21 protein-coding genes and 3 pseudogenes are annotated in these 24,533 nt (G+C 62.6%); 9 read left to right on the plus strand and 15 right to left on the minus strand.

Annotated elements, in window-relative coordinates; all coding sequences use genetic code 11:
• Nucleotides 1–217 precede the first annotated feature (217 nt).
• The 3 pseudogenes from AB4Z16_RS27505 to AB4Z16_RS27515 all read left to right on the plus strand — a co-directional run.
• Nucleotides 218–1,219 (plus strand): annotated as a pseudogene (locus AB4Z16_RS27505) (Mu transposase domain-containing protein).
• Nucleotides 1,219–1,674 (plus strand): annotated as a pseudogene (locus AB4Z16_RS27510) (ATP-binding protein); the annotation flags it as partial. The pseudogenes AB4Z16_RS27505 and AB4Z16_RS27510, both read left to right, overlap by 1 nt.
• Nucleotides 1,675–2,021: 347 nt before the next feature.
• Nucleotides 2,022–2,333, plus strand: a pseudogene (locus AB4Z16_RS27515) (integrase core domain-containing protein); the annotation flags it as partial.
• Between the two features lie 85 nt (nucleotides 2,334–2,418).
• Here AB4Z16_RS27515 and AB4Z16_RS27520 read toward each other — a convergent pair.
• Both AB4Z16_RS27520 and AB4Z16_RS27525 read right to left on the minus strand, forming a co-directional pair.
• The gene (locus AB4Z16_RS27520) at nucleotides 2,419–3,213 is read right to left on the minus strand and encodes a metallophosphoesterase (protein WP_441514497.1); all 795 of its coding nucleotides are present in this window, start codon (nucleotides 3,211–3,213) and stop codon (nucleotides 2,419–2,421) included.
• A 50-nt stretch (nucleotides 3,214–3,263) separates the two neighbouring features.
• On the minus strand, nucleotides 3,264–4,214 hold the full coding sequence (locus tag AB4Z16_RS27525) for an HAD-IA family hydrolase (RefSeq protein WP_441514498.1): 951 nt from the start codon (nucleotides 4,212–4,214) through the stop codon (nucleotides 3,264–3,266).
• A gap of 143 nt (nucleotides 4,215–4,357) precedes the next feature.
• Between AB4Z16_RS27525 and AB4Z16_RS27530 the strand changes: the two genes are divergently transcribed.
• The 4 genes from AB4Z16_RS27530 to AB4Z16_RS27545 are packed head-to-tail and all read left to right on the plus strand — an operon-like array spanning nucleotide 4,358 to nucleotide 9,487.
• Nucleotides 4,358–5,272: a hypothetical protein gene (locus tag AB4Z16_RS27530; protein ID WP_441514499.1), complete on the plus strand. Its 915-nt coding sequence runs from the start codon at nucleotides 4,358–4,360 to the stop codon at nucleotides 5,270–5,272.
• On the plus strand, nucleotides 5,224–6,099 hold the full coding sequence (locus tag AB4Z16_RS27535) for a hypothetical protein (protein WP_441514500.1): 876 nt from the start codon (nucleotides 5,224–5,226) through the stop codon (nucleotides 6,097–6,099). Before AB4Z16_RS27530 ends, AB4Z16_RS27535 begins: the two co-directional genes overlap by 49 nt.
• Before the next feature lie 5 nt (nucleotides 6,100–6,104).
• Nucleotides 6,105–7,190: an ATP-binding protein gene (locus AB4Z16_RS27540; protein ID WP_441514501.1), complete on the plus strand. Its 1,086-nt coding sequence runs from the start codon at nucleotides 6,105–6,107 to the stop codon at nucleotides 7,188–7,190.
• Complete coding sequence (locus tag AB4Z16_RS27545) at nucleotides 7,187–9,487, plus strand: transposase (RefSeq protein ID WP_441514502.1); 2,301 nt, start codon at nucleotides 7,187–7,189, stop codon at nucleotides 9,485–9,487. The genes AB4Z16_RS27540 and AB4Z16_RS27545 overlap by 4 nt, the downstream gene beginning before the upstream one ends.
• Before the next feature lie 484 nt (nucleotides 9,488–9,971).
• Here AB4Z16_RS27545 and AB4Z16_RS27550 read toward each other — a convergent pair whose 3' ends face one another.
• The 10 genes from AB4Z16_RS27550 to AB4Z16_RS27595 all read right to left on the minus strand — a co-directional run bounded on the left by AB4Z16_RS27550 (nucleotide 9,972) and on the right by AB4Z16_RS27595 (nucleotide 19,766).
• Nucleotides 9,972–10,304, minus strand: a complete 333-nt coding sequence (locus AB4Z16_RS27550) for a cupin domain-containing protein (RefSeq protein WP_441514503.1) — start codon at nucleotides 10,302–10,304, stop codon at nucleotides 9,972–9,974.
• A 28-nt stretch (nucleotides 10,305–10,332) separates the two neighbouring features.
• Nucleotides 10,333–11,211 (minus strand): branched-chain amino acid ABC transporter permease, encoded by an 879-nt coding sequence (locus AB4Z16_RS27555; protein ID WP_441514504.1) that lies wholly within the window; start codon nucleotides 11,209–11,211, stop codon nucleotides 10,333–10,335.
• Nucleotides 11,204–12,007: an ABC transporter ATP-binding protein gene (locus tag AB4Z16_RS27560; RefSeq protein WP_441514505.1), complete on the minus strand. Its 804-nt coding sequence runs from the start codon at nucleotides 12,005–12,007 to the stop codon at nucleotides 11,204–11,206. The genes AB4Z16_RS27555 and AB4Z16_RS27560 overlap by 8 nt, the downstream gene beginning before the upstream one ends.
• On the minus strand, nucleotides 12,004–12,969 hold the full coding sequence (locus tag AB4Z16_RS27565) for a branched-chain amino acid ABC transporter permease (protein WP_441514506.1): 966 nt from the start codon (nucleotides 12,967–12,969) through the stop codon (nucleotides 12,004–12,006). Before AB4Z16_RS27565 ends, AB4Z16_RS27560 begins: the two co-directional genes overlap by 4 nt.
• Nucleotides 12,938–13,633: an ABC transporter ATP-binding protein gene (locus AB4Z16_RS27570; RefSeq protein ID WP_441514507.1), complete on the minus strand. Its 696-nt coding sequence runs from the start codon at nucleotides 13,631–13,633 to the stop codon at nucleotides 12,938–12,940. The genes AB4Z16_RS27565 and AB4Z16_RS27570 overlap by 32 nt, the downstream gene beginning before the upstream one ends.
• An 83-nt stretch (nucleotides 13,634–13,716) precedes the next feature.
• A complete protein-coding gene (locus AB4Z16_RS27575) occupies nucleotides 13,717–14,859 on the minus strand; it encodes an ABC transporter substrate-binding protein (RefSeq protein ID WP_441514508.1) in 1,143 nt (380 codons plus the stop codon).
• A gap of 88 nt (nucleotides 14,860–14,947) precedes the next feature.
• Nucleotides 14,948–16,534 (minus strand): hydantoinase B/oxoprolinase family protein, encoded by a 1,587-nt coding sequence (locus tag AB4Z16_RS27580; RefSeq protein ID WP_441514509.1) that lies wholly within the window; start codon nucleotides 16,532–16,534, stop codon nucleotides 14,948–14,950.
• A 5-nt stretch (nucleotides 16,535–16,539) separates the two neighbouring features.
• Nucleotides 16,540–18,603: a hydantoinase/oxoprolinase family protein gene (locus tag AB4Z16_RS27585; RefSeq protein WP_441514510.1), complete on the minus strand. Its 2,064-nt coding sequence runs from the start codon at nucleotides 18,601–18,603 to the stop codon at nucleotides 16,540–16,542.
• A gap of 4 nt (nucleotides 18,604–18,607) precedes the next feature.
• Nucleotides 18,608–19,402, minus strand: coding sequence for an IclR family transcriptional regulator (locus tag AB4Z16_RS27590; RefSeq protein ID WP_441514511.1), 795 nt, complete (start codon nucleotides 19,400–19,402; stop codon nucleotides 18,608–18,610).
• 190 nt (nucleotides 19,403–19,592) lie between these two features.
• Nucleotides 19,593–19,766, minus strand: a complete 174-nt coding sequence (locus AB4Z16_RS27595; RefSeq protein WP_441514512.1) for a hypothetical protein — start codon at nucleotides 19,764–19,766, stop codon at nucleotides 19,593–19,595.
• A gap of 245 nt (nucleotides 19,767–20,011) precedes the next feature.
• On the opposite strand from AB4Z16_RS27595, the gene AB4Z16_RS27600 reads away from it, so the two are divergent.
• Nucleotides 20,012–20,572, plus strand: a complete 561-nt coding sequence (locus AB4Z16_RS27600; protein ID WP_441514513.1) for a type 1 glutamine amidotransferase domain-containing protein — start codon at nucleotides 20,012–20,014, stop codon at nucleotides 20,570–20,572.
• A 228-nt stretch (nucleotides 20,573–20,800) separates the two neighbouring features.
• Here AB4Z16_RS27600 and AB4Z16_RS27605 read toward each other — a convergent pair whose 3' ends face one another.
• The 3 genes from AB4Z16_RS27605 to AB4Z16_RS27615 form a co-directional block, all read right to left on the minus strand.
• Nucleotides 20,801–21,061, minus strand: a complete 261-nt coding sequence (locus AB4Z16_RS27605) for a PsiF family protein (protein WP_441514514.1) — start codon at nucleotides 21,059–21,061, stop codon at nucleotides 20,801–20,803.
• Between the two features lie 354 nt (nucleotides 21,062–21,415).
• A complete protein-coding gene (locus tag AB4Z16_RS27610; protein ID WP_441514515.1) occupies nucleotides 21,416–22,420 on the minus strand; it encodes an efflux RND transporter periplasmic adaptor subunit in 1,005 nt (334 codons plus the stop codon).
• 339 nt (nucleotides 22,421–22,759) lie between these two features.
• Complete coding sequence (locus AB4Z16_RS27615; RefSeq protein ID WP_441514516.1) at nucleotides 22,760–22,966, minus strand: hypothetical protein; 207 nt, start codon at nucleotides 22,964–22,966, stop codon at nucleotides 22,760–22,762.
• 12 nt (nucleotides 22,967–22,978) lie between these two features.
• On the opposite strand from AB4Z16_RS27615, the gene AB4Z16_RS27620 reads away from it, so the two are divergent.
• Complete coding sequence (locus tag AB4Z16_RS27620; RefSeq protein WP_441514517.1) at nucleotides 22,979–24,532, plus strand: efflux RND transporter periplasmic adaptor subunit; 1,554 nt, start codon at nucleotides 22,979–22,981, stop codon at nucleotides 24,530–24,532.
• Nucleotide 24,533: the final 1 nt, after the last annotated feature.

Raw genomic sequence — 24,533 nt, forward strand, 5'->3', positions numbered from 1 at the left:
CAACACGATCTCCTTCGATCGCGATCTCGTCGACCATCAATCCTGAAGGAACCAGGTTGGCTGGCCGAAATCGCTGCTTCATCATGCTGATTCCTTCTGGAAACCAGCGTCAGAACAGCCCCAACCTGCAGCGAAACTGAGTCAGACCCCAASTTTGACCCCCTTGAGCCGGTTTCGGTGAGACTGCCCGTCCTGGTTTCGGATGGGCGGGCGGGGGATGAAGGGCGTGGATACGATTGCGCGGATCCGGCGCGAGTTTTCGATCCGCGGGAAGACGATCAAGGAGATCGCCCGCGAGCTGCATGTCTCTCGGAACACGGTTCGGAAGGTGCTGCGCTCTGGCGCGACGTCCTTCGAGTATGAGCGGAAGGTTCAGCCGCAGCCGAAGATCGGGCCCTGGCGCCCCTGAGCTGGATCGGCTGCTGATGGCGAACGACGGCAAACCGGCCCGCGAGCGCCTGACGCTGGGTCGGGCTCGTGCGGGAGCGCTTCTTCGCCCCGCGCCTGCGGGTCAAGAACTACGACGAGTTGAACGCCTGGCTGCTGGATCAGGTGCTTCGCTACGCCAAGGCCCACCGCCATCCGGAGCAACGTGACCGTACGATCTGGGAGATGTTCGAAGCCGAGCGCCCAAGCCTGGTGCCTTTCGCGGGGCGGTTCGACGCTGCCTGCCTCGGTGTCGAAGACCTGTCTCGTGCGCTTCGACAACAACAAGTACTCGGTCATCGCGAGTGCGGTCGGGCGCCCCGTCGAGATCCGCGCCTATGCCGATCGGATCGAGTTGCGCCAGGACGGGCGTATCGTCGGCGAGCATCCCCGCTGCTATGGCCGCGACCAGACCATCTACGATCCCTGGCACTATGTCCCGGTACTGGCTCGCAAGCCGGGCGCCCTGCGGAACGGAGCGCCCTTCAAGGACTGGGTCTTGCCCGGTGCGATCGACCGGGTCCGGCGCAAGCTCGCGGCCGTTCAAGACGGCGACAGGCAGATGGTCGAGATCCTCACGGCGGTGCTGAGCGACGGACTGTCCGCCGTCGAAGCCGCCTGCGCGGACGCTCTGCGGCAAGGCGTCCACTCCGCCGACGTGATCATCAACATCCTGGCCCGGCGCCGCGAGCCGGCGGCAGCGATCACGATCATGACGCCCGATGCCTTGCGCCTGCGCCATGAGCCCGCCGCCGATTGTGCCCGCTACGACAGCCTCAGGAGAGCCGTGTGATGGAACGCTCGGAGATTCTCGCCACCATGGGCGAGCTCAAGCTCTATGGCGTGAAGGCCGCCTTCGACGAGATCATCGCCTCGGCGGTGAAGCGCCAGTACGAGCCGCAGCGCGTCGTCGGCGATCTGCTCGCCGCCGAGATCGCCGAGAAGCAGGCCCGTTCGATCAAGTATCATATCACCATCGCCAAGCTGCCGCTCGCCAAGGATGTCGCCGACTTCGCCTTCGACGGAACCCCGATCAACGAGACCCTCGTTCATGATCTCGCCGGCGGCAACTTCCTGGCGCACCAGCGCAACGTTGTCCTCGTCGGCGGGACTGGGACCGGCAAGACCCATCTCGCCATCGCGATCGCCCGGGCCTGCATCCGTGCCGGTGCTCGCGGCCGCTTCTTCAACGTCGTCGATCTCGTCAACAAGCTCGAGGCCGAAGCCCGCGCCGGCCGCCAGGGCCGCTGCGGCTGCTACAGCGTCGTCGCGGCCCAGGCGCTGGACGGCGCCGGTCATGCCAGGGGTCTCATCGGCAGCGAGATCGGCGAGCCCGAATTGATCCGCTACGCTGCGGCGATGGCGACGCAGCAGCGCCCGCTGAGCCGGGCTTCGCGTGTCGTCCTGCAGGCGATCCGCAGCTTCTGGCCGACGCCGGCCATCGACAGCCTGTCCGACCTCGCTAGCAGCTTGAAAGGCATTCCGGAGCTCCCGCCGCCCTCCATCGCCGCGATACGTGACGATCGTCCTGGCCGTGGCCTGCCTCCTGAAAAGTGGCCCTCCCTGAAGTAGGCTTTTTGAGCCTTTGGAGGATGCTGCGGGAGTGGATCGTGGCAGTCGGCGCGAAAACGGCGTTTATCGAGCCTGGCAGTCCTTGGGAGAGCGGCTACTGCGAGAGCTTCAACTCCAAGCTGCGCGACGAACTCCTGAACGGCGAGCTGTTCTACAGCCTCGCCGAGGCTCGGATCGTCATCGAGGGCTGGCGTCAGCACTACAATACCCGCCGCCCGCACTCCTCGCTCGGCTACAAGCCGCCAGCACCGCCCGCCGTGCTTTGGCCGGCTGCACAAACCCAACCCACTTCGCCGGCCATCTCAACCGTGGCCGCCAAGCCCACCATGCATTAGATTAGAACCGGGCCGCCTGATGGGGGCAGGCCATGACCTTGGTTCCATGAAGCCGTCTGTCATCCTGGTATTAAGCCGGCCTGCGTCAAATCTCGATAACGCACTTGGGATCAAAACCACGGTTCTCCCGATCGCCATGCAAATTTGGATAGCCAGCCTGGTTCGCAAAAACTCGGGTTCTCCCGATCCAATAATCATGTGATCCGTGATCGTGGCCGTGGATCCAAAGCTCGGGCTGAAGCTCTTCGATCACATGACCGAGGTCAGAGACAAAGGCCGGTGTCAGTTGGCCTCCTCGATGTCGCTCTTGGACCGAATTCGGATGCGGCGCATGATGCGTGACCACCACCGTTGGCCCGTCGAAGGGTATTGCAAGCTCACGGCGAATATATGCCAGGTCGAGCCTGTGCTCCGCCGCCGCATGCCAGGGCATAAGCCTGCTGAAATGGCCATCGTCCTGCCGATAGCGGATCAGGCGGTGGTCGTTCAGCGTCTGACCAGCATAGACCATTGAAGGCTTGGGCGTTCCCTGAAGCCGATAATCGGTCCACAAAATCGAACCGATGAAGCGCACGTTTCCGGTCACGACAGTCCTGCGAAAGAGCAGCTCTACACCAGCTTGCTCAGCGGCTTCCCTGCCCTCAGCCAAACTACTTTTGAATTCGCGGCCGTAGAACTCGTGATTTCCGGGCACGTAGACGATCGGTCGACCCACCAGCGGCCCGTGGTCACCCTGTTGCTCACTGAACCATTCAATCGCCGAGGTGATGGGTTGCCCGATATCGCCCGCGAAAACCGCCACGTCGAATTCGGGCATCTGGGCCGGGAATTTGAAGGGCCCAAATTCCAAATGCAGATCGCTGAGAACGAGCAGGCGCATGCTGCCTCCGATCAGAGAGCTGGGTGGGATTGGGCGGAATGACCAGGCCGCTATCGGTGCTCGGCGCGCTTTATCCGGCCGAAAAGCTCGGCAATCAGGTGCGGCGCGAAAAACGAAGCACCGCCCTCGAACGATCGCTCAAACTCAGAGATGGGCATCGCGAACGCGCCGATCGTGCTCGGCCCAATCACGTCGGCATGAAGTGTGTCGCCGACAAACAGGACCTCACGAGGCCTTAGACCCAGCTCACCACACACCAGCTCGTAAATTTCAGGCTGCGGCTTCATCAACTTCGCCCGGAAAGAAAGTATGAGTGCGTCCGGCTCGCCGGGAAGCTGCTCCACTAATGGCGCCTCATACGGCGAGGCGAGATTGGAGCAGACCGCGATTTTCAGTCCTGCCTGACGGATCGCTTGCCACGCCGCGCGCATGCCCGGCCTCAGTCGGACTGATACCAGTTCGGCTTCGAGATCGGCCTCGATATCGGCAAGCTGCTCTTCTGTAATAGGAGCTGACAGTTCCTCCGACAGTTGCCTAAGGCTCATTGGTTGCGTGATAGCGCGGCGAGTGAGCGTCTCCGAACGTTCGCGTTCGAGCAGAGCGTGAAATGGGCGACGCTTGTCGCCAATTTCCACGACCGTACCAAACCCGTCGAAGCAGACAGCCTTGATTTCGCGAACGCCGGCGTCGTTGTCGAAACATGCGCTCTTGGACGGCGAAAGCGCCTCCATGTCTAACAAGTGGAAGAAATCGGCATTCCCGGCTACGGCAGCTAGATACCGGCGAACGGTCATCTGCTCTTCAAATGCCTCTGACAGGACTTCGAGCGGCCGGCGCCCATTGAAAGGCGGAAGCTGCTGGGGTTCGAGAAGCCACCTACGCTCATCTCGCGCGCGCGACGCAGCGCCCAGAACTCGTCGGAGGTCTGCGAACACGCCGAGCACGGCCGACAGACGCATCAAAGTGCTCGTCTCGAGCACGAGCAGAGAAAGAAACAGCACAAATTTTCTTCCAGTGGCAGGTCCTGACGCGCTTTGAGGAGTATCGCGCCTCCGGAAAATCAAACCTTAGCAAAGAACAAGTCGCGCTAGTACTTCATCGTATTACGGACGACATTACGGCTTGCGCTCGGATGCAAGCGATCATGGAGCGCAACAAAGCACAGATCAAGGTGGGAGGACGCGGAAGCGCAACAAAGCTTCCCGGCGGCACGGCGGTGCTGCGTATCGAGCCGCCTTCAGTTCGGAATTTTTTCCGTTGGCGGAAAAAGTTCTTTGACGGCGGCTGCGTGCCTTGGGCGCTGCGGTCCAATGCCCGAAATTCGGGAGGAGGCCGGCGGTTATGCGAGAAGCAGTGCGAACTCGTCGCGAAGTATGGCGCCAAATATGCGACCATAGACAGGCCGACATTTGCCCAACTCCACCTGGAGATGGATGACGAGGTTGAAAAGCACAACCAGGACATACCAATCGATCGGCAGATTGCCTGCCCTTCAATCGACAGCCTCAGGCGGTTTGTTGCCGGCTTAAGCAGATTTGCGGTTCTGGTGGGCCGTTACGGCTCAGAAGAAGCAAAAAGGCGCTCGATATGGACTGGACAAGGTCCTGATATCGTTCGGCCCGGTCAACGGGTCGAAATCGATCATCACGAAATTGACCTGATGACGATACTGAAGCGCGAAGGGTTGTGGGCAGCACTGGATCCGCAACAGCAGCAGCGCATCAAACGGATGCAGCTCTGCGCCGCAATCGACGTCGCCACAAACTGTATCCTCGGAGCATGCCTTTCCGAAGTCCCATCGGCCGCGGATACCATTCGTGTCCTGCGGATGGCTGTATCCGATAAAACTGACTTGGCAGCGACCGCGGGAGCCGAGTCGAGCTGGAACCAGTGTGTGCGCCCGACACGGTCGCGACTGATGGCGGACCAGCGAACATTGAAACGAACTTCGTCTTTGCGATCCACGATCTCCTCTCTGGTCATGAGATCGCGCCAGGCGGAATGCCCTGGATGCGCGGGACGCTGGAGCGCTCCTTCGGAACAATCGAGACTGGCCTGATTTCATGGTTCAGCGGCAGGACTTTCGGCGCCCCGCACAAGGTCTTCAATAAGCCTGAGGAACTCGCGCATTTGACGACGGACGAGCTCGCCCAGATGCTCGTGCTTTGGATTGTCGACGTCTATCACAACACGCCCTCCGTGGCCTTGCGGGGTGAGACCCCCGCAAACGCCTGGAAGCGGCTGTCGCGAACGGTGGGTTTGCGCCCTGTGCCCGACAGCCGCACGCTACGCGAGGTATTCGGCATCAAGCTTGAGCGCAAGCTGTCGGGCGAGGGACTAAAGGCACTCGGCCTTCACTATTCCTCCGAGGAGCTGGGGCGTCACTTCCTCAGGCGCGGCGCTAGCAAGCTCCAAATCCGTCTGAACCCGTCGGACATTGGCTCAATCTCCTACAAATTGAGTGATTTGTGGCTGGAGGCGCGGTGTACGGAATCGGGATTTGACGGCGTCACGCTGTCGGAATGGTCGCAAACCATCCACGATCTTAGACAGAGCTTCGCGGCCGAAAATAAGCTCACCGCGCCAATCGTACGGAGAGCCATGCGGACGATCCGGACAACGGCGGAGACTTCCCGGGTTCGCGAGAACATCGCCACCAAAGAGTATAGCGCAGAGGACCTGGCGAGGCTCGAGGACGAAGTTTTCCTCGGCTTCTCAATGCCAAAAAGCGCGAGCGATCAGCCCGTCTGCGAAGGCGACCTCCTCGACGGCGGATTCGCAACCGGGGGCATTGTTCTGCCTCCGTTGGATCCGCCGGTCGACGACGACGAGACCCCTGACAACACCCCAATAGACGACTCCGACGATTTCAGCTTCGAAGGGTGATCGCCATGAAATCCAAAGCGAAGGCTATTCCGCCGGTCATCCATTCAGATCCGACGTCGCGCATCCGCGACCTTCAGTCTGAAAAAACACGCCGGCGTTCCGAACTCATGGAGTCGGTTCGATGTGTTCTTGCCGTTCTCGAGCGGGATCACTTGCTCAGCGTCGCTCTCGACGAACTGCTCGAGGACCTGGCTGAACGCCGGAGCCCCACGGCTCCCCATAGTTCCGAAAATCGTGGCGAAGGAAACGCCATCGTCGTGGTGGGCGCGAGTGGCGCGGGAAAATCGACCTCAATTCGCCGCCTCATCAGGGCTCATCCTTTGACGAACGGGGACTTGAACATGCCCGGTTCACTAATATTCTCTGTGTCGGCGCCCTCCCCTTGCAACCTAGCTGAGCTCGGCCGCGAGATCCTCATTGCGCTTGGATATCCTTTGATGAGAGGGCGCCTGCCGGCGCCTCTCGTCTGGAGGATGGTCAGAGAACGCATCCGGATGCTCGGGATCCTCGTGTTGCATCTCGACGAAATGCAGCACGTAATTCAAACCGTGAACGGGCCCGAGCTCCAGAAAGTTAGAAATAATCTCAAGGGCATGCTGGTCGACCCACACAATCCGATTGCCCTTATCGTGTCCGGAACGCCTCTAGTTTTGCCACTGATGGAGCTAGATCGTCAGGTGGCCCGGCGTGCAGGGGCGTGGATCGAGTTCGAGTCATTGTCGACCGCAACTCACGGAAAAATGGTGGGTTCGTTCGTCAGGCAACTTGCCGAGCGAGCTACTCTCCAAATCAATGCCGATGAGGTCAGGCGATTGGTCCCTCGCCTCATACACGCTGGGTGCTATCAACTCGGCGTAATCGCCGAAGCAATCCACGATGCGATCCGCGAAGCCCTTCGTGCCGATTCAAACCTGCTCGAATTGAATCACTTCGCCTCGTCATACGCGAAAAGATCCCGGAGCGATCCCGGCCTGAACCCCTATCTTGCCGAACGTTGGCGCGACATTGACACGACGCACGTTCTAGCGAGGAATGAACGGCCAGGGCCGGTAGCTCGCCCTAAGACGGCGCGCAAGGGAGAGGCGAGATGAAGCCCCGTCTGTGGCCTAACGCTACGCCAATGCGCTGTGAGACACCAATATCCAACGCCGGCCGCAATGCGGTACTAAATGAACAATTAAAGGGCGTGAGCGCCTTTTGCACCGATGTTGGCTTGAATTATTACGGCCTTATCGATGGGCTCGAGGAGCAAGTTGCCAGGTTTGCTGACTTACTTGGAGTTGACCAATCAGTTTTCGACCTCGGTGTAATACGGCGGCATGATCGGTCCTGGTCGATCAGAGGAGAACGCCTGTTGGCGTCGTCACTCCGCAGGCGGCGATTACATGTCTGTCCAGCCTGTATCCAGGAGGACATCAACTCGTCCGACTTGCCTCCGGCGGCGTCGGCTTATTGCCGAAGCCAATGGCTGCTCGATGCGATCCGGATTTGCCCGGATCATCGACTCGAGCTCCCAGCCCTGCGGCTCGTCGGGAAGCATGGTGAGCACGACTTCACCGATAGGATCGCTCCTTACCTAGACGCTCCAGGAGCGTTGCCGCGCCGGCATGTCCCGCAGGAGTACCGCTTCCAGAGATATCTACTCGATCGGCTGGACAAAAAAGGAGCTAACGCGGGCATTCTGGACTCGCTGGAATTTCATGTCGCAGCTCGCCTTTGCGAAATCCTGGGCTTGACCCTCCTGTTTGGAAAGGCCCGGAAACTCGAAACTATTTCGCATACGGACTGGCTTAACGCAGGGGAGCTCGGCTTTGGCTACGCTAGCGAAGCGGGCGGCTTCCAGTCCGCTCTGTTAGAATTGCAACGACGTTTCGAGCCAACCTCGAAGGACGGCGCCTATGCCGTATACGGCCGCTTTTTTCAATGGTTGGCGATCGGCCGCGGGGATGCCTGCTTCACTCCCGTTCGCGATCTCCTGCGAGAACACATCGTGGCATCAATGCCAATCGGAGCTGGCGAGGTCTTGCTTGGCGAAGTCGTAAAAGAGCGCAAAGTTCACTCGATCCGGTCCGCCAGCGTGGAATTCCGCATTCCTCCAAAGCAGCTTCGACCAATCCTCAGAGCCTCCGGCTGTTTATATGCATCAACTAACGATAAGCCTGATAGCTGGTCGCTCTTCGATGCGAAACAGCATTCGGTCCTTCTTGAGGATATTCGAAATGCAATTCCATCTTCGGCCGTCAGTACCTATCTAGGAACTCCACGAGAGCTCGTTCCGATACTTGTCGAGGCTTCGCTCATAAAGCCGTTTGTACGCGCTTCGAGCGAGAGCGGGATTCCCCAACACCTATTTTCGCCGCGCGAGCTCGATTGTTTCCTCATTAAACTTTTCCAGCGAGCAACAATCGTCAACCATGGCAATCAAACCGGCCTCGTCGATTTGTCGACTGCCGCCCGGCTCGCCCACGCTCCCATTCTTGAGGTGTTCGAACTCGTCTTGAGGAGCGAGCTGCAAACCCTGCACCGTGTGGCCGGCCCCCTCAGTTTCACGGCAATCCTCGTTGACGCCAACGAGGTGCGGTCATTTTTTCTCCATGATATTGAAAACAAATATACCATCAAAGAAGTCACCCAAAAACTAGAGATTGACCAGAGCGCAACGAGAGCCATTGTTCGGTCAAATACGATCCTTTCGACCGTTTTATTTAATCCAAAAATTGGCAAGAATCAGAGATTTTTTGAAAAAAATCACATAGATGAATTCTCTCGTAAGTACAGATCTTTTATATCAATTAAAAGACATCTTCGCACCAACACTCTAGGAGCCGAAAATTTATTATCTGGAAACAACGTTACTCCCGCCCTTACCCGATCTAAAGCGGGGCATGCGTTTTATTATAGATCAGATCTTGGATCTGGCGAAATTAAATTTGGACGCTCTCTGATTGATGGGGTCTGGCAAGATCCCCCTGAAGGCTTGTTTTTTCTGAACGATACTCAGATGGAGCGCGTGAACCGCTTCATTCCTTCTCAATACCGGCGGAAAGCAGACCGACTAGTGATCAGCGGTATCGTACATGTCATAGCTCATGGCCTTAACTGGGAGGAAGCTCCCAAGGCATATGGATCGTCGGCGGCACTCCTCCAACGCTTTACCCGTGGCTGTCGACGGGGTTTGTTTGACCGCGTGTTCCATGTCTTAGCCGACCGCAGATTGATGTCGGACCGGATCGTCATCAGCATGGCTCACCTGCAGGCACAACAAACCGCCTCCCGGCTTCTAAGCGCTGGGCTATTCCCGTTCGTGTCGAGAGAAAAGAGATTTAGCTGGCCTAAACACTTCCGCCCACCTTCAGCTCGAAAGAGATCAAAAAAAGCTGCCCATTGAGAGGACGCGGCGCAGAATCCTCCGAAAACATTACGACTCTCCCGAAGCCCCGGCACAGACCGGGGCTTTTTGGTTTCCGCTCTGCGCCAGCAGGTGACAATTTCAACGCCGTGCGGTGACAGAGCCCAACGCCTCATTTCATCTAAGTAATTGAATTATTTAAACACCCGGTGACAAACTCAGGCTGTTCTGACAGAAACGCTCGATTGTCGGATCGTTTAGCGCTCATCGAAATGATCAAAATTATATGGATTGCTCTTGGAGAGCCGAAAGGCCATGGATCCCCCGCATCTCCCTTGAGAATGAGTAGCCTAAGGCCGCTTGCTAGCGAGGCTAATGCTCTGATGCTGCTGGACGCTCGCATTTCAAGGAATGCTGCGGTGGGCATGAGTTGGCCCGACCGCGGAGTGTCGGCTTGCAAGCGGCGAGCCAAGTTCCGCTAATGGCGGCCCGTTGCTGACGAAAAATCATATGGGTATCCAGCTCAAGCGTATTCGGGCCGGCGCGGCGTGAACACATCGAGATTGATCACCGGCTCATCGCCCACGACCTCGCCCCAATGCTCGACATTCGACGGGATCACGACTAGCCCACCGGGACCGATCAGATGCTCCTCGCCGCCGATGACGAAGCGGATCGTGCCGCTGACGATATAGGCGATCTGCTCATGGGGATGGCTGTGCGGCTTCGGCTCGTGGCCAGGCATCAGCCGGTGCAGTGCCAGCGTGGCGGCACTGCCCGAAAACGCCTTTCGGTCCACACCCGGGCGCACCGGTGTCCAGGGAATCCCGCTCCAGTCGATCTTGTGAATGTCCATGCCGGTTCTCCGATGGTCGCTTGGATCTCTACTTGGCCGCGCCGAGAATTCCCGAGGGCCGGATGAACAGAAACAGCAGCAGCACCGAAAGTGCCGCCACGTTCTTCAGCCCGGCACCGAAGCCGACGATGGCCAGCGCCTGCAGTAGCCCGAGCAGCAAGCCCCCGAGGAAGGCGCCGAAGGGACGCCCGAAGCCGCCGACGATCGCGGCGATGAAGCCGCTGATCGCGAAGGGCACACCGACATTGAAGGCGGTGTACTGCGTCGGCGTGATCAGGATGCCGGCGATGGCCCCGAGCGCGGCGCTGAGCGCGAAGGCGAGCGCCAGCATGCGCGAGACTGGGATGCCTTGCAGGGCAGCTGCCTCCCGGTTGATCGAGCAGGCGCGCATCGCCTTGCCGGTGCGGGTCAGACCGAAGAAGGCGGCCAGCATACCGACGATCGCGAGCGACCCGCCGACGATCCAGATGAGCTGGTAGCCAAGCGCGACGGAGCCGATCATCAGCGGCGGCCGGTCGGTGAAGACGGGCAATGTCTTGGGCTGGTCGCCGACCGCGATCAACGTCAGGCGTTCGATCACGATCTGGGCGGCAAGCGTCGCCAGTATCATGACGAACATTGTCGCCTTGCGGTTCCACAAGGGCCTGACGACGACGCGCTCGATCGCGACGCCGAGCATGGCGACCGCCGCTATCGCGATCAGCGCGGCGACCGGCAGCGGCACGCCGTTCCGCGCGAACAGCACCTGGGTGATCATGCCGCCGAGCATCACGAACGCGCCCTGAGCGAAGTTCACGATGCCGCTGGCGTTGTAGATGACGCAGAAGCCGATGCCGATCAGCCCATAGACGCAGCCGATGCCGAGCCCGCTGACGAGCACCTGCGGGACATAGGACCAGTCAGCCATTGGCCGCCTCCTGCGTGGCTGACTTGCCGGCAGCAGGCTTGCCCGTGCCGAGATAGGCCGCGATCACCGCGGGATCGGCGCGAACCTGCGCCGGCGTGCCCTGCGCGATCTTGCGGCCGAAATCGACCACGACGACGCGGTCGGCCGTGTTCATCACCAGCGTCATGTCGTGCTCGATCAGCAGCACGCTGGTGCCCTCTTCGGCGATACGCCGGATGATGCGCGACAAGGCGGCCGATTCATCGGTGTTGAGCCCCGCGGCGGGCTCGTCGAGCAGGATCAGGCGCGGCCCGGCCGCCATGGCCCGCGCCAGTTCGAGCATGCGCTGGCGGCCATAGGGCAAGCCGGAGGCCGGCTCGTCCGCGAAGGCGGAGAGGCCAGCGAAGACGAGGAGTTCGCGTGCGCGGGCTTCGACGGCAGCCTCCTCGCGGCGAGCCGACGCCGGCCGCAGCAGCGCCGAGAGCAGGCCGGCTCTGCCCCGCAGGTGACATCCGACCTTGACGTTGTCGAGCACGCTCAGATCCTCGAACAGCTTCACGAGCTGGAAGGTCCGGACCAATCCCGCTTTGGCGATCTCGGCCGGCGGGCGCCCGTTGATGTCCTTGCCCTCGAAGGTGATGCGGCCGGCGCTCGGCGGTAGGAAGCCGGAGATCAGGTTGAACAGCGTCGTCTTGCCCGCGCCATTGGGGCCGATCACGGCGGTGACGCCTTCGGCCGGCACGTCGAACGAGATGTCGTCGACGGCGACGAGCCCGCCGAAGCGTCGTGTCACACCATCGAGGCGCAGCCGGGTCATGACCGGCCTCGCGGGGCGAACAGGCTGGAAAGACCGCGCGGCGCGTAGATCAGCAGCAGGATCAGCGCCGCGCCATAGGCGAGGTCCTGATACTCCTTGAAGGCGCGGAAGGTCTCGGGCAGCAGGCTGACGATCAGCGCGCCGACGAGGGGCCCCGCGACAGTCCCGATGCCGCCGACATAGAGCATGGTGAAGGTGACGATCACCATGTGCAGTCCGAAGACCTCCGGGCTGACATAGCCGACGACGTGGACGAAGAGCGACCCGGCCAGAGCCGCGAAACCAGCCGAGAGCAGGAAGGCGGCGAGCTTGTAGCGGGAGACCTCGATGCCGAGCGCGGTCGCCGCCTCCTCGCTGCCGGCGACCGCCGAGAGCGCGCGGCCGAAGCGCGAGCGGCGGATGCGCGCGGCGGCAAAGGCGCAGGCGGCGACGACGAGCGAGAGCAGAATGAGCTGGCCCCTGTCGGAGGTGACCTCCCAGGAGCCGATACCGAAGGGCGGGATGCCGGAAATGCCCAGATAGCCCTGCGTCACCGACTGCCATTCGACCGTGATCTCATAGGTGATCAGCCCGATCGCCAGCGTGCCCATGGCGAGGTAGTGGCCCTTTAGCCTGAGCGTCGGATAGCCGATGATCGCCGCGGCGAGCACGGCTGCGACCATGCCGAGCACCATGGCAGGCAAAGGGCTCCAACCGTGGCTCGCCGTCAGCACGGCTGACGTGTAGCCGCCGATCGCGGCGAAGGCGTTCTGGCCGAAGGAGACCTGGGCGGCGAAGCCCATGAACAGATTCAGTCCCGTGACGAACACGGCATAGATCAGCGCGAAGGAGACGACCGTGGCGGCATAGCCGCCCACGGCGATGGCGTAGCCGATCACCGCCGCGGCGAAGAGCCAGGGCAGCAGGCCGACCAGCCGGAGCGGGCGCCGTTCAGGCGAAGTAATGCTGGGCGAGATCGTCATGGGAGGTGATGTCACGCGGATCGAGTTCGGCGGCGATGCGCCCAAGCGAAAGCAGGTAGACGCGGCTGGCGAGTTCGAGCGCCAGCGGCGCCTTCTGCTCGACCAGCACGATCGCCAGGCCTTCGCGGTTCAGGAGGCCGAGCGTCTCCAGGATTTCTCCGGTGACGCGCGGTGCCAGGCCGAGCGAGGGCTCGTCCAGCAGCAAGAGCTTCGGCCCCGCCATCAGCGCCCGGCCGAGCGCGAGCATCTGCTGCTCGCCGCCGGACATCGAGCCTGCGGCCTGGCCGAGTCGTTCCTTCAGGCGTGGAAACAGGGTCAGCACGCGCTCGCGGCGGCGGGCGAACTCGGCCTTGTCGCGCAGGCGATAGGCGCCGAGTTCGAGATTGTCGGAGACGCTCATCGGCGCGAACAGGCCGCGCCCCTCCGGCACCAGCACGAGGCCGCGCGCGGCAACCGCGACCGGATCCTGCCTTGGCAGGGCCTCACCCCGGAAACGGACCTCGCCGCTATTGGCCGACAGCCCCATGATGGCGCGCAGCAGGGTCGACTTGCCGGCGCCGTTGGGGCCGAGCACGGCGACGAGCTCGCCTTCGCCGATGCGCAGATCGACCCCGTGCAGCGCCTGGATGTGGCCGTAGCGGGCCGAAAGGCCGGTCGCGGCCAAAATTGGACGTGCTGACCTCGGCGGAGCCGCGCCTGCCAATGGCGAGACAGCGCCGGCCTGCATCTTGGCCGCGACCGCCGAGATCATTGCACCACCTTGACCTTGCCGCCCTCGATCGTGGCGAGGACGAAGGGGTTTTCGGTGATGCCCTGATGGAGGTCCGGCCGGAAATTGTAGATGCCTGTTGTGCCCTGGAAGCCGGACAATTCCTCATAGGCCGCACGGACCTTCTCGCCCTCGAAGGACTTCGCCTTCTCGATCGCGGCGACCGTCAGCATGACACCGTCCCAGCCGCGCGAGGCCCAGTTGGGATCGCGATCCCGATACTTCTCGCGCCAGGGATCGAGGAAGGTCTTAATGCCGCTCTTGAGGGCGCCTTCGGGCAAAGCCTCGTAGACCTGCGAGGGCGAAGCGACGAAGAAGAACTTGTCGCCCAGCACCTCGGCGACGGGGCCGAACACGGCGAGATCCTCGAGGCTGGTCAGCAGCAGCATGTCGGCGCCGAGCTGCTTGATGTTCTTGGCCGCCGTCAGCGTCGTGCCGCCCAATCCGATCTTCAGGATCGCACCGGCGCCGGCCGAGCGGGCCTTGCTGATCTGCACGCTCAGATCGGCATCGTCCTGCTTGTACTGGTCGACCGAGACGACCTCGAGGCCGTATTTCGCGGCATTGCGCTCGGCCACGCTCTTCTGGAGGTTGGCGTAAGGGGTCGGGTCGTGCAGCACTGCGATCTTGCGGATTTGCGTCTTTTCCTTGAGGTATTCCAGTCGCTTGTCGATCTCGAAGCCGGCAGGCGGCAGCGTGGTGAAGGCCCAGGCCAGATGCTCGGGCTGCTGCGGCAGGATCGAGCACAGCATCATCGGCACCTTCGCGCGCAGCAGCAGGCCGGCGGCCGCGAAATTGCCGGCCGAGACGCAGCCGCTGACGAAGACGTCGACCTTGTCCGAGCTCAACATCTTCCGGTAGACGGTCACCGCTTCCTGAGGCTCCGAGCGGTTGTCCTCGACGACGACCTGGATCTTGCGACCCATCACGCCGCCCTTGGCGTTGACCGCGGCGGCTGCGAGCTCGACGCCGTCGCGCCAGGCACGGTCGACTGTCGCGGCATAGCCGGTCAAGCCGGCGGAGACGCCGATCTTGTAGGGTTCCTGGCTGCTGGCCGGCATCGCGCCGGTCAGCGCGATGCCCGCGGCAAGGCCGGCCGCAAAAAGGGTCTGCTTCATCATCGATCCTCCCGGTTTGTTCGATCCCGGCTGGTGACCTCCATGCGAGGTCCCGCCTTTTTCTGGATTTTGAGTCTGATGGCGCTCGTCGTCAGGCCACAGGCTTGCCGTAGCCGCCGCCGCCGGGCGTCTCCAGCAGCACGACGTCGCCGGCCTGCATGGTCAGTTTCTTGGCTTCGCTGACGGGTTTGCCGTTGACGAGGAAGCGGCCGGGCGCGCCGGAGAGGCCGCCATCGATGCCGTCGGGACCGCGCTCGAGCCGGCTCGGCACGGCGTTGAGCAGCCAGGCGTGGTCGGTGCGCATATGGAACTGGATGATCTGGCCGTCGCCACCCGGCATCCGGCCCTTGCCGCCAGAGCCAGGCCGCAATTCCTTGCGATCAAAGACGATCGGCATCGCCGCTTCCAGGATCTCGATCGGCACGGCCGCGACGCCGGTCGGGTAGCATGTTGCGCTCGGTCCCGGCTTGCCGGCGCGGGCGCCCATGCCGCCGGAATAGTTGAACATCGACGAGGTGAAGGGCTCGCCGCTAGGCTTGCGCCCCTGGATCTGGATGGTCCAGACCGCGCCCGATCCTTCGGCCAGCACACGTTCCGGCATGACCTGATGCAGTGCCTTCAGGATCGGCATCGGCACGTACATGCCGACGACGTGGCGCGCATTGACCGGCGCTGGGTAGGCGCAGTTGACGATCGAGCCGACGGGCGCGCGGACCTCGATCGGCGCTAGCGAACCGGTGTTATTGGGCAGATCCGGATTGAGGCAGGAGCGGATCGCGAAGGTTGAATAGGCGTGGGTGTAGTTCAGCACCACGTTGATGCCGGTCGTGGTCTGCGGCGAGGATCCCTCGAAATCGACGATGATCGACCCGGTCTCGGCATCGACAGTGACCGCAGTCTTGAGGGTGATGACCTCGCCGCCGGGCACGTCGAAGACCGCCTCGCCGTGAAAGGTGCCCGGCTTCAGTTTGCGGATGGCGTTGCGGGTCGCCTCCTCGGAACGGTTGATGATCTCGTCCGACAAGGCCTCGATGTCGTCGATGCCGTAGCGCTCGCACAGCGTGATCAGGTGCTCGGCCGCGGCCTCGCCGGACGAAACCTGTGCCGAGAGATCGCCGAAGACGGCATCCGGCGTCCGGACATTGTGGCGGATGATGTCGTGCAACATCGCGCTCGGCTTGCCGCGCTCATAGAGCTTGAGCGGCGGTATCCAGAGGCCCTCCTCATGCACGTCGCGAGCCCCGGCGCCGATGCCGTAGCCGCCGATGTCGGTGTGGTGGATGGTCGAGCCGATATAGGCGAGCAGCTTCTCGCCGTCGAAGATCGGCGTCAGGACGGTGATGTCGAAGAAGTGCCCGGCCGAGAGCCAGGGATCATTGGTGATCAGCACGTCGCCGGGCTCGCAGCGCCCCTCGAACAGGCGCACCAGATGCGCGCCGGCGAAGGCGAGCGAGTTGATATGGCCGGGCGTACCGGTATTGGCCTGCACAACCATGCGCCCGCGCTGATCGAACAGCGCGCAGGCAAGGTCGCCGGCCTCGCGCACGATCGGGCTGAAGGCGATGCGCTGCAGCGCCTTGGCCCGCTCTGTGACGATGCCGATCAGGTTCGACCAGAGAATTTCGAGCTCGACGCCATCCATCTCAGGTGACTTCGCCATCGCAGGTGACTTTGCCATCGGACTTAACCTTTCGTGGCGACGATGCAGCCGAGCGCGTCGATCGTCGCGCTCCAGCCGGGCGGCAGCGCGGTCGTGGTCTCGCGCTCCTCGATGATGGCGGGGCCAGCAATGGTCTGGCCGGTGGCGAGCGTCGCACGCTCGTAGACGGGAACGGACTGGCCATCCTCCCAGGCGTGGACGGGACGGGAGCGCTTGGGCGCCCCGGCTGCGATCTGCGACCGGGCTTGGCCATCGAAATGCGGCAGGGGGCCCCGCGCGACGACACGCCAGGTCACCAGCTCGATCGGGACATGCGAGGGGTTGACGCCGTAGAGCGTGCGATAGGCCGCCTCGAACTGGGCCGTCAGCGCCGCGGCGTCGCGGCTCTGACGCGGATCGGTCTCGAAGATGATCGTGACCTCGTGCTGCTGGCCGACATAGCGCATGTCGGCGCCGACCAGGATCGTGACGTCGGCAGCCGCGCAGCCGGATTCGCCCAGCGCCGTCAGCCCTTCCTTCTCCAGGTCGCCGATAACGCGGTCGACGCGCTCCCAGTCGAGATGGTCGATCCGCGTCAGGTCGCTGCGCACGAGATCCAGCCGGACGGGGGTGACGAGCGTGCCGAAGGCCGAGAGCACGCTCGATTGCGGCGGTACGATCACGCTGGTGCTCTGCAGCAATTCGGCGACGCCGCAGGCATGGAGCGGTCCCGCACCGCCGAAGGCGAAGAGCGGCAGGCCGCGATAATCGACGCCGCGATCGGTCGCATGGGTCCGCGCCGCCGAGGCCATGGCTTCCGTGACGATGCGGTAGATGCCGCGCGCGGCCTGGACGGCGCTGAGGCCGAGCGCCTCGCCGAGCCGCGTCATGGCGGCGTCGCAGGCCGGTTTGTCGAGCGACATGTCGCCGCCGAGGAAGTTCTCGGCATCAATCAGCCCGAGCACGAGGTCGGCATCGGTGACGGTCGCGTTGCGGCCGCCGCGACCGTAGCAGGCCGGGCCGGGTTTGGAGCCGGCGCTTTCGGGGCCGACCTTGAGCAGGCCGAGATCGTCGACATGGGCGATGCTGCCGCCGCCGGCACCGATCTCGATCAGGTCGATCGACGGCACGGTGACGGGCAGGCCGCTGCCCTCGCGGAAGCGGTAGCGCCGGTCGACCTCGAACAACCCGGTGATCAGCGGCGTCCGGTTTTCGATGAGGCAGGCCTTGGCGGTCGTGCCGCCCATGTCGAACGACATCAGCCGGTCGATGCCGAGCAGCTCGGCATAGTGACAGGCCGCGAGCGCGCCCGCGGCAGGTCCGCTCTCGATCATGCGGACGGGGTTGCGGCCCGCCGTCTCGGCGCCGACGACGCCGCCCGAGGACAGCATGATCAGCGGGGTGTTGGCGAAGCCCTCGACGCGCAGCCGGTCGCTCAGCCGCTTGAGATAGGGCTGCGAGATCGGCATCGCATAGGCGTTCACGGTCGCCGTCGATGCCCGCTGGTACTCGCGGATCTGCGGGGCGACCTCCGAGGAGGTGCAGATGAAGACGTCGTTGAGTTCGCGCGACAGGGCGGCCGCGACCAGTGCCTCGTTGTCGGGGTTGGCGAAGCTGTTGAGGAAGCAGATCGCAACGGCACGCGCGCCGCTGGCCCGGATATCGGCCGCGAGTCTCGCAATGTCCTGGGGGTTGGGCGCAAGCGTCACCGTGCCGTCCGCGAGGACACGCTCCTTCAGGCCGAAGGTCAGTTCGCGCGTGACCAACGGCTCGGGAAATTCGATCTGCGGGTCGTACATGTCGTAGCGGTGCTCGTTGCGGATCGAGAGCACGTCGCTGAAGCCCTCGGTGACGACGAGCGCCGTCGGCAGGCCCTTGCGTTCGATCAGCGCGTTGGTGACGACCGTCGTGGCATGGACCACCACGCCATCGACCGCGCCCGCGGCGATGCCGGCCTTGCCAAGAACGGAGTCGACGCCGCGGAAGAAACCTTCCAGCAGGTCGTGATGCGTGGTCAGTGTCTTGTCGACGCTCAAGCCCCCGCGGGAGTCCCGCAGGACGATATCGGTGAAGGTGCCGCCGATATCGACGGCCAGCGAATAGGTCATGCTCTCAGTCTTTCCAGGTCAAGCCACGCGAGATGCGTGCGGCGCTGCCGACGACCTCACGGATCTGTTCGGGATCGGGAACGGGCGGAATGAACTGCGTCGCGCCGACGATGGCGATCGAGCCGACGAGAACCTTGCGGTGGTCGAAGACGGGGGCGGCGAGCGTGTTGACGCCGGTGATGACCTCGTTCGGCGCGGTGGCCCAGCCGCGCTCGCGAACGGCGTCGACCTCGGCGAGCAGTGCTTGCGTTGAAACGATGGTCGCCGGCGTCCAGGCTTCGAGCGGGCCGTTGGCGATCGCGGCGGTGCGCTCTTGCGAGCCGAAGGCGAGCCAGATCTTGCCGTGGGCGCTGGCGTGGAAGGCGAGCCGTGTGCCGGGCCGCGTGGAGAATTCGATGAGCGTGCGGCCTTGGATCAGTTCGAGGACGATCAGCTCGTCGTCGATCGCGGCGCAGACCGTGACCGCCTGGCCGGTGTGGTCGCGCAAGGTCATCAACTCCTCGCGCGCGGCGCTGACGATATCGAAGCGCTGACGCAGGGCTTCGCCCAGCATCATCAGCTTGATCCCCGCCTCGTAGCGGCCCGTCTCGACCTCCTGGCGGACGAAGCCATGACGCTGCAGCGTCACCAGATGCCGATAGATCGTCGCCTTCGACGCCGAGAGGGCATCCGCGATCTGGGCGAGCGAAGCCGGGCGGCTCTGCTGCACCAGGTAGTCGACCGCGTGAAGCGCGAGATCGAGCGTGCTGGTGCCGGCAGGCGCGGGCTTCCCCTTGGCTTTTGGCGGCTCTGTCGACAAAGGCGTTCCTCGCATTTCGTTTTGAATAATGAAATGCCATTTTATTATATGATATGCTATGGGTGAACCGAGTTGCCTGTCAAGGTGTCGGCCGAGACCGCGATGTCGGGGCGGCCAAACATCTGGGTTGGCGCGATGATCGGTCGATCTCCTCGCAGCCCACTTCTTTGGGAGAGGAGAAATACCCTTCTCATCGCTGAGCGACCCTGCCGATCTCGCCCGGGCCTTTGCTGCCTTCGAGGCCGTCGGGAGTCAGGTGAAGGCCTCCCTTGCGGGGCGCGATCAGGAACGTAAGCGAATGAATCTCGGGTACCTTGTTGCCCGATGTGCACCATTGGCGCTGGATGAAGAGGATCTGAAGCATAACGCCCTGCTTCAGGCCGGCAGCGCCACCTGGTCGACAGTTAATGACAAAGCTCGCCAAAGCACTTTTTCGGGGGGTACAGCCCGCAGACTTCCGCCCTAAAACGATGGAACGTCACCGGCGGTCCGTCAGGGGGTGGAACCTCAACGATTCAGGATAGAGCTCCACGACACCGCGCGTGAACCGTGGAACGCATCGCCGCCTGTTCTGTTGGTCTGGAAGTGCCCCCGGACAGGAGATTTCACATGGGTGCCCTAACAGGCAAAAATATCCTCATTCTCGCCACCAACGGCTTCGAGCAGTCCGAGCTCGAAGTGCCGCTCGCGAAGTTGAAGGAGGCTGGCGCAACGGTGCAGGTCGCCTCACCGGAGAGCGGCGAAATCAAGGGCTGGGACAAGAAGGACTGGGGGCGCGCGGTCAAGGTCGACAAGGCGCTCGATGCGATCGACGCCACTGCCTATGATGCGATCGTGCTCCCCGGCGGCCAGATGAACCCCGATACCTTGCGCGGCAACGACAAGGCGCTATCGCTGATCAAGACTTTCTTCGATCAGGGTAAGGTCGTCGCCGCAGTCTGCCACGGGCCGTGGCTCCTCATCGACACCGGCATAGCCAAGGGCCGGAAGGTAACCTCCTGGCCGACGCTGAAACAGGATCTCCTCAACGCGGGAGCCAATTGGCAGGACGCCGAGGTCATTACGGACGAGGGCATCGTAACCTCCCGCAAGCCGGATGATCTGCCGGCCTTCGTGGCCAAGATCATCGAGGAAGTCCGCGAAGGGCGGCATGACCGCAAGGCCGCATAGCATCCCGGCTCACCGACCCCAGGTGACGGACGAGCGCTCGCCCGTCCCGCCGTACCGATGCAGGTGGGAGCGCTGCGTGGTCTGGGTCCGGTTTTAAGAGCTCGAGGCGCGAGATTGACGCATCCCCACCGCGAGGATCCGCCTCGCGGGAAGGCTGGCCGCCAGGCTTTGTCGATCAAATCGGGCAGAAGCCGAAGGACTTCACCAAATCGGGCAGCGGCGATTCGGTCAGCTCCGCTTGCAGTCGTCGCGGAACCTCTTTCGGGCCTTGCCGTGAAGTCCCTTTTGATCAGCCTGCGCCGAGCAAGCCTTCGACTTTGCGGTTCTTTCACTTGAGGTTTTCGTAGCCTTCTTGGCAGGCGCCGCGGGCGCAGGCGAGGTCACGGCCGGCTTGGTATCCGGGCTCATTTGCACCGGTGTTTGCGCGAAGCCGAAGCCTGTCATCATCGCGAGCGCGGCAAGCGGCAGCAGATTGCGTGAGAGGTTCATGGCGTTGTCCGTCAAACCCGGAGGATCGGGTCCAGGCAGTCGCCGGGTCGGCTGTCGGATCGTGAATGATCGCGCCGATTGAGTTGAACGGCTACTGAACAGCTCCCGCTTACTTGCTCGGGTTCGGCAGCACTGATGCAGCAGCAGCCATATAGGCATCGGAAGCCGTCAGGGCGGTTTCCAAAATGGGCCTCACGAAGGTGCGGATACCACCCTGGAATCACAAGAAGCCCCTTCAGGGAAGCCGCATTTCGAGGTGTCCGTACGGCCTTCGCGATGAATTCTGGACGTTGTCGGAGCGAACGTGGCTCGGCACGCTTGCAGGATGAAGATGTCGATATTGTCGCTCTACAATTACTTCTTCGGCGGCATGTCGTTAGCTTCTACGGCTGGGAGAGCGCTGGGAATCTGCGTTGAGAACGTGACTCTACAGCGAATACCTGCAGGCAGCGTCAAATGCGGGTTCGGCAAAGCCAAGCGTATCCCGAACGTACCGCTCGCGGCGTCGAGCACATGGTCGACCACGGAAACAAGCGCGGTATGGACACCGCCGATCGGCTGCTCCGGACGCACCTCGGCCTTGCTGCCGATCCGAATTTGCCCGAAGTATGCGGAGGGCACGAAGACTTCAACCCTCAACGGATCGATCTGCGCAAGCGTGAGAACCGGACTCTGGTCGTTACGGTACTCGCCTGGAACAAGGAGGCGCTCGACCACCACGCCGTCAATCGGGCTTCGCAGCGTTCGTTGATTCAATACTTCTTCCGCGTGGGCCACTTCGAGCTGAGCGATATTTAAGTTGAGCCGCGCCTCCTTAAGTTGCTGCTCAGCAACATCGACTTCTGCCTCCGTTTCCTGAAGAGAAGCAAGCGAACTAACCGCCCTACTGTGGAGCTTATCCAATCGATCGTACTTGCTGCGTAGAAATTGCACCCGCGCTTCCGCTGATTTAACTGCCGCATCATTGGTCGCACGCGCGCGTGCGAGCGCCAGATTCGCCACCTCAATGCCATCCTCGATCTTGCCGACGACTTGGCCTTGCCGGACGATATCGCCCCGGTCGACATCAAGGCGTGCGATCAAGCCGACCACCGGGCTCGCGAGTTTGACGACCTGCTGCGGCTCGATCACACACTCGAACTCTTGTCCAGCGGCGGGCGGCACTGCCGGTGTCTGCGGCCTCGCTGGAGAAGCGGTCAGGAAGAAGGACCCCAGCGACCACAACGCACACCATGCGATGCAACGAAGCCACTGAATTCTATGGAATACCGTGCCATTTGATGCCGCCATACGTAATCCCGCCATGCAGCTTCTGACTGGCTTTGCTCTTATAACACGCGACACCTCTCTTTGACTCATCGAAAGAAGCAGGCCTAAGATCAGCAGCCAAATTTGCTAGACACTGCATCGGGGATTGCAGGCGGGTCACAGTTTTCGAACTAAAATCGAGCTCAAGGTCAGCATCGTTACCCATCTTCGTCGGGCGACCCGGCAAAACGGCCGCTCCGTAGTGCAGGCAGTATCATTGTCGACGCGCTTTGGACGCCACGCATGTCTGAGCCAGACAGAGCCCGAGCGGGGAATGCGGACCCAGCGCTCCAGTTGCATGTGGTACCGGCAGAGCCGTCCACAGCGGCGCACTGGCGCGGACTCCTGGATGCGAGCAATGAGGCGGCGTTTGGCTCAGCCTGGCTTGCTCTACAATGCAGCCGCATCGCGGGCGTTGCCGCCGGTCTCCTGCTCATCCGACCGGTCGCTTCCGACGCGCAATGCCTGTCCCTGACATGGCCAGCGCGTGACATTCAGGTCGGCGATCTTTCTCGTCTTGCCGAACAGGCTCTTGCGGAGCGCCGTGTCATCGTAGCCCCCGGTCGCGTTGGGCCGGAAGCCAGTCCTGCGCAACATGTTGCCCTTGTCGTGGCCCTGCCGCTCGGCGCGACCACGCCAATCGCCGCTGCGGCCATAGCCTTGACGACAACCGCCGGCACATCCGCCGTCGCCCCGGAAACGGTTGCCGAACAATTGCGCTGGGGTGCGGGCTGGCTCGAGACCTTGCCTTGGGCGCGGCGCGCCAAGGATCTTTCGCTTGATGTTGCGCGCGCCGCATCGTGCCTCGATCTCCTCGCGTCCGTTGGGGCGCGACCGCGACTGCCCGAGGCGGCGATCAGCATCGCCAATGAGCTTGCAACGCGCCTGCGATGCGATCGCGTATCGATGGGCGTGGTCAAGCGGAATGGCACGGTCCGCCTCCAGGCGATGTCGCATTCCGCCAGTTTCAAACATGAGAGCCGCCTGGCGGATGCAATCGAGAACGCGATGGATGAAGCGGTCGAGCAACGCCGTTGCGTCGCCTATCCGCTGCTGCTCGTGATGGACTACGCCGTGCACATTGCTCATCAGGCGCTGGCGGAGGGCTCAAAAACCGTCGGCGCGACGACCATGTCGGTTGTGCTGAACGGCCACCACGGGGAGCCGATCGGCGCGCTCACCTTCGAACGCCATCGCGCCGAGCCCTTCACCACGGATACATTGCAACTGGCGGAAACCATCGCAGCTCTGTTGGGGCCGCAAATCGGGCTGCAGTTGCGAGCGAACAGATGGGTCACGGGGCGTATAATCGATCGCCTTCGCGACGGGGTCGATGCGCTGTTCGGCCCACGGCGACCCGGTTTCAAGCTCGGCGCCATCGCTCTGGCTGCGCTGACGCTGACCGCAGCTTTCGCGCATGGCGAGCATCGCATCACCGCAAAATCGGTGCTCGAAGCTGAGCTGCAACGCGCGGCCATAGCCCCGTTCGACGGATACATTCGGACCGCTCCCGTGCGCGCCGGCGATACCGTGCAGAGCGGTGATCTCCTGGTCGCGCTCGAGGACCGCGAGCTCGTTCTCGAGCGCCTGAAATGGCGTGCTGAGCGCGACAAGCTGCTGCAGCGGCATCGGGAAGCGCTCGCCAAGCACGATCGCAACAATTTTGTCCTGCTTGAGCCGCAGATTCGCCAAGCCGAGTCGCAGTTGGCACTCGCGGACGAGAAGCTCGTCCGAGCACGCATCCTTGCGCCCTTCGACGGCATCGTCGTGTCGGGAGATCTGACTCAGATGCTCGGCTCGCCGGTGGAAAAGGGGAAGGTTCTGTTCGAAGTCGCTCCTCTGTATGCTTATCGCCTGATCGTTCAGGTCGACGAGCGCGACGTGCGTTATGTCGCGGTCGGTCAGAGCGGCACCGTCGCCCTCGCCGGCCAACCCGGCAGCCCGCTGCCGCTGATCTTGAGCAAGATCACGCCGGTGACGGTCGCCGAGGAGGGACGCAACTCCTTCCGGATCGAGGCGCGCCTGTCGGAACCTGGCCTGCGTCTGCGCCCCGGGATGGAAGGCGTCGCCAAGATCGCAACCGGACGACGCTCGCTCGTCTGGATCTGGATGCACCCCATTTTCGACTGGCTAAACCTAACTGCATGGAAGTACCTGCCCTGAG

This window comes from Allobosea sp. TAF32 (assembly GCF_052113585.1).
Taxonomy (GTDB): Bacteria; Pseudomonadota; Alphaproteobacteria; order Rhizobiales; family Beijerinckiaceae; genus Allobosea.

Excerpts from the sequence above, each read along its gene's own strand:
- AB4Z16_RS27610 (WP_441514515.1), bottom strand. The coding sequence starts at position 22,420 with ATGAGTCAAAGAGAGGTGTCGCGTGTTATAAGAGCAAAGCCAGTCAGA.
- AB4Z16_RS27550 (WP_441514503.1), bottom strand. The coding sequence starts at position 10,304 with ATGGACATTCACAAGATCGACTGGAGCGGGATTCCCTGGACACCGGTG.
- AB4Z16_RS27555 (WP_441514504.1), bottom strand. The coding sequence starts at position 11,211 with ATGGCTGACTGGTCCTATGTCCCGCAGGTGCTCGTCAGCGGGCTCGGC.
- AB4Z16_RS27595 (WP_441514512.1), bottom strand. The coding sequence starts at position 19,766 with ATGCTTCAGATCCTCTTCATCCAGCGCCAATGGTGCACATCGGGCAAC.
- AB4Z16_RS27580 (WP_441514509.1), bottom strand. The coding sequence starts at position 16,534 with ATGGCAAAGTCACCTGCGATGGCGAAGTCACCTGAGATGGATGGCGTC.
- AB4Z16_RS27540 (WP_441514501.1), top strand. The coding sequence starts at position 6,105 with ATGAAATCCAAAGCGAAGGCTATTCCGCCGGTCATCCATTCAGATCCG.
- AB4Z16_RS27545 (WP_441514502.1), top strand. The coding sequence starts at position 7,187 with ATGAAGCCCCGTCTGTGGCCTAACGCTACGCCAATGCGCTGTGAGACA.
- AB4Z16_RS27565 (WP_441514506.1), bottom strand. The coding sequence starts at position 12,969 with ATGACGATCTCGCCCAGCATTACTTCGCCTGAACGGCGCCCGCTCCGG.
- AB4Z16_RS27560 (WP_441514505.1), bottom strand. The coding sequence starts at position 12,007 with ATGACCCGGCTGCGCCTCGATGGTGTGACACGACGCTTCGGCGGGCTC.
- AB4Z16_RS27600 (WP_441514513.1), top strand. The coding sequence starts at position 20,012 with ATGGGTGCCCTAACAGGCAAAAATATCCTCATTCTCGCCACCAACGGC.
- AB4Z16_RS27575 (WP_441514508.1), bottom strand. The coding sequence starts at position 14,859 with ATGATGAAGCAGACCCTTTTTGCGGCCGGCCTTGCCGCGGGCATCGCG.
- AB4Z16_RS27530 (WP_441514499.1), top strand. The coding sequence starts at position 4,358 with ATGGAGCGCAACAAAGCACAGATCAAGGTGGGAGGACGCGGAAGCGCA.
- AB4Z16_RS27605 (WP_441514514.1), bottom strand. The coding sequence starts at position 21,061 with ATGAACCTCTCACGCAATCTGCTGCCGCTTGCCGCGCTCGCGATGATG.
- AB4Z16_RS27520 (WP_441514497.1), bottom strand. The coding sequence starts at position 3,213 with ATGCGCCTGCTCGTTCTCAGCGATCTGCATTTGGAATTTGGGCCCTTC.
- AB4Z16_RS27615 (WP_441514516.1), bottom strand. The coding sequence starts at position 22,966 with ATGTTGCGCAGGACTGGCTTCCGGCCCAACGCGACCGGGGGCTACGAT.
- AB4Z16_RS27585 (WP_441514510.1), bottom strand. The coding sequence starts at position 18,603 with ATGACCTATTCGCTGGCCGTCGATATCGGCGGCACCTTCACCGATATC.
- AB4Z16_RS27535 (WP_441514500.1), top strand. The coding sequence starts at position 5,224 with ATGCGCGGGACGCTGGAGCGCTCCTTCGGAACAATCGAGACTGGCCTG.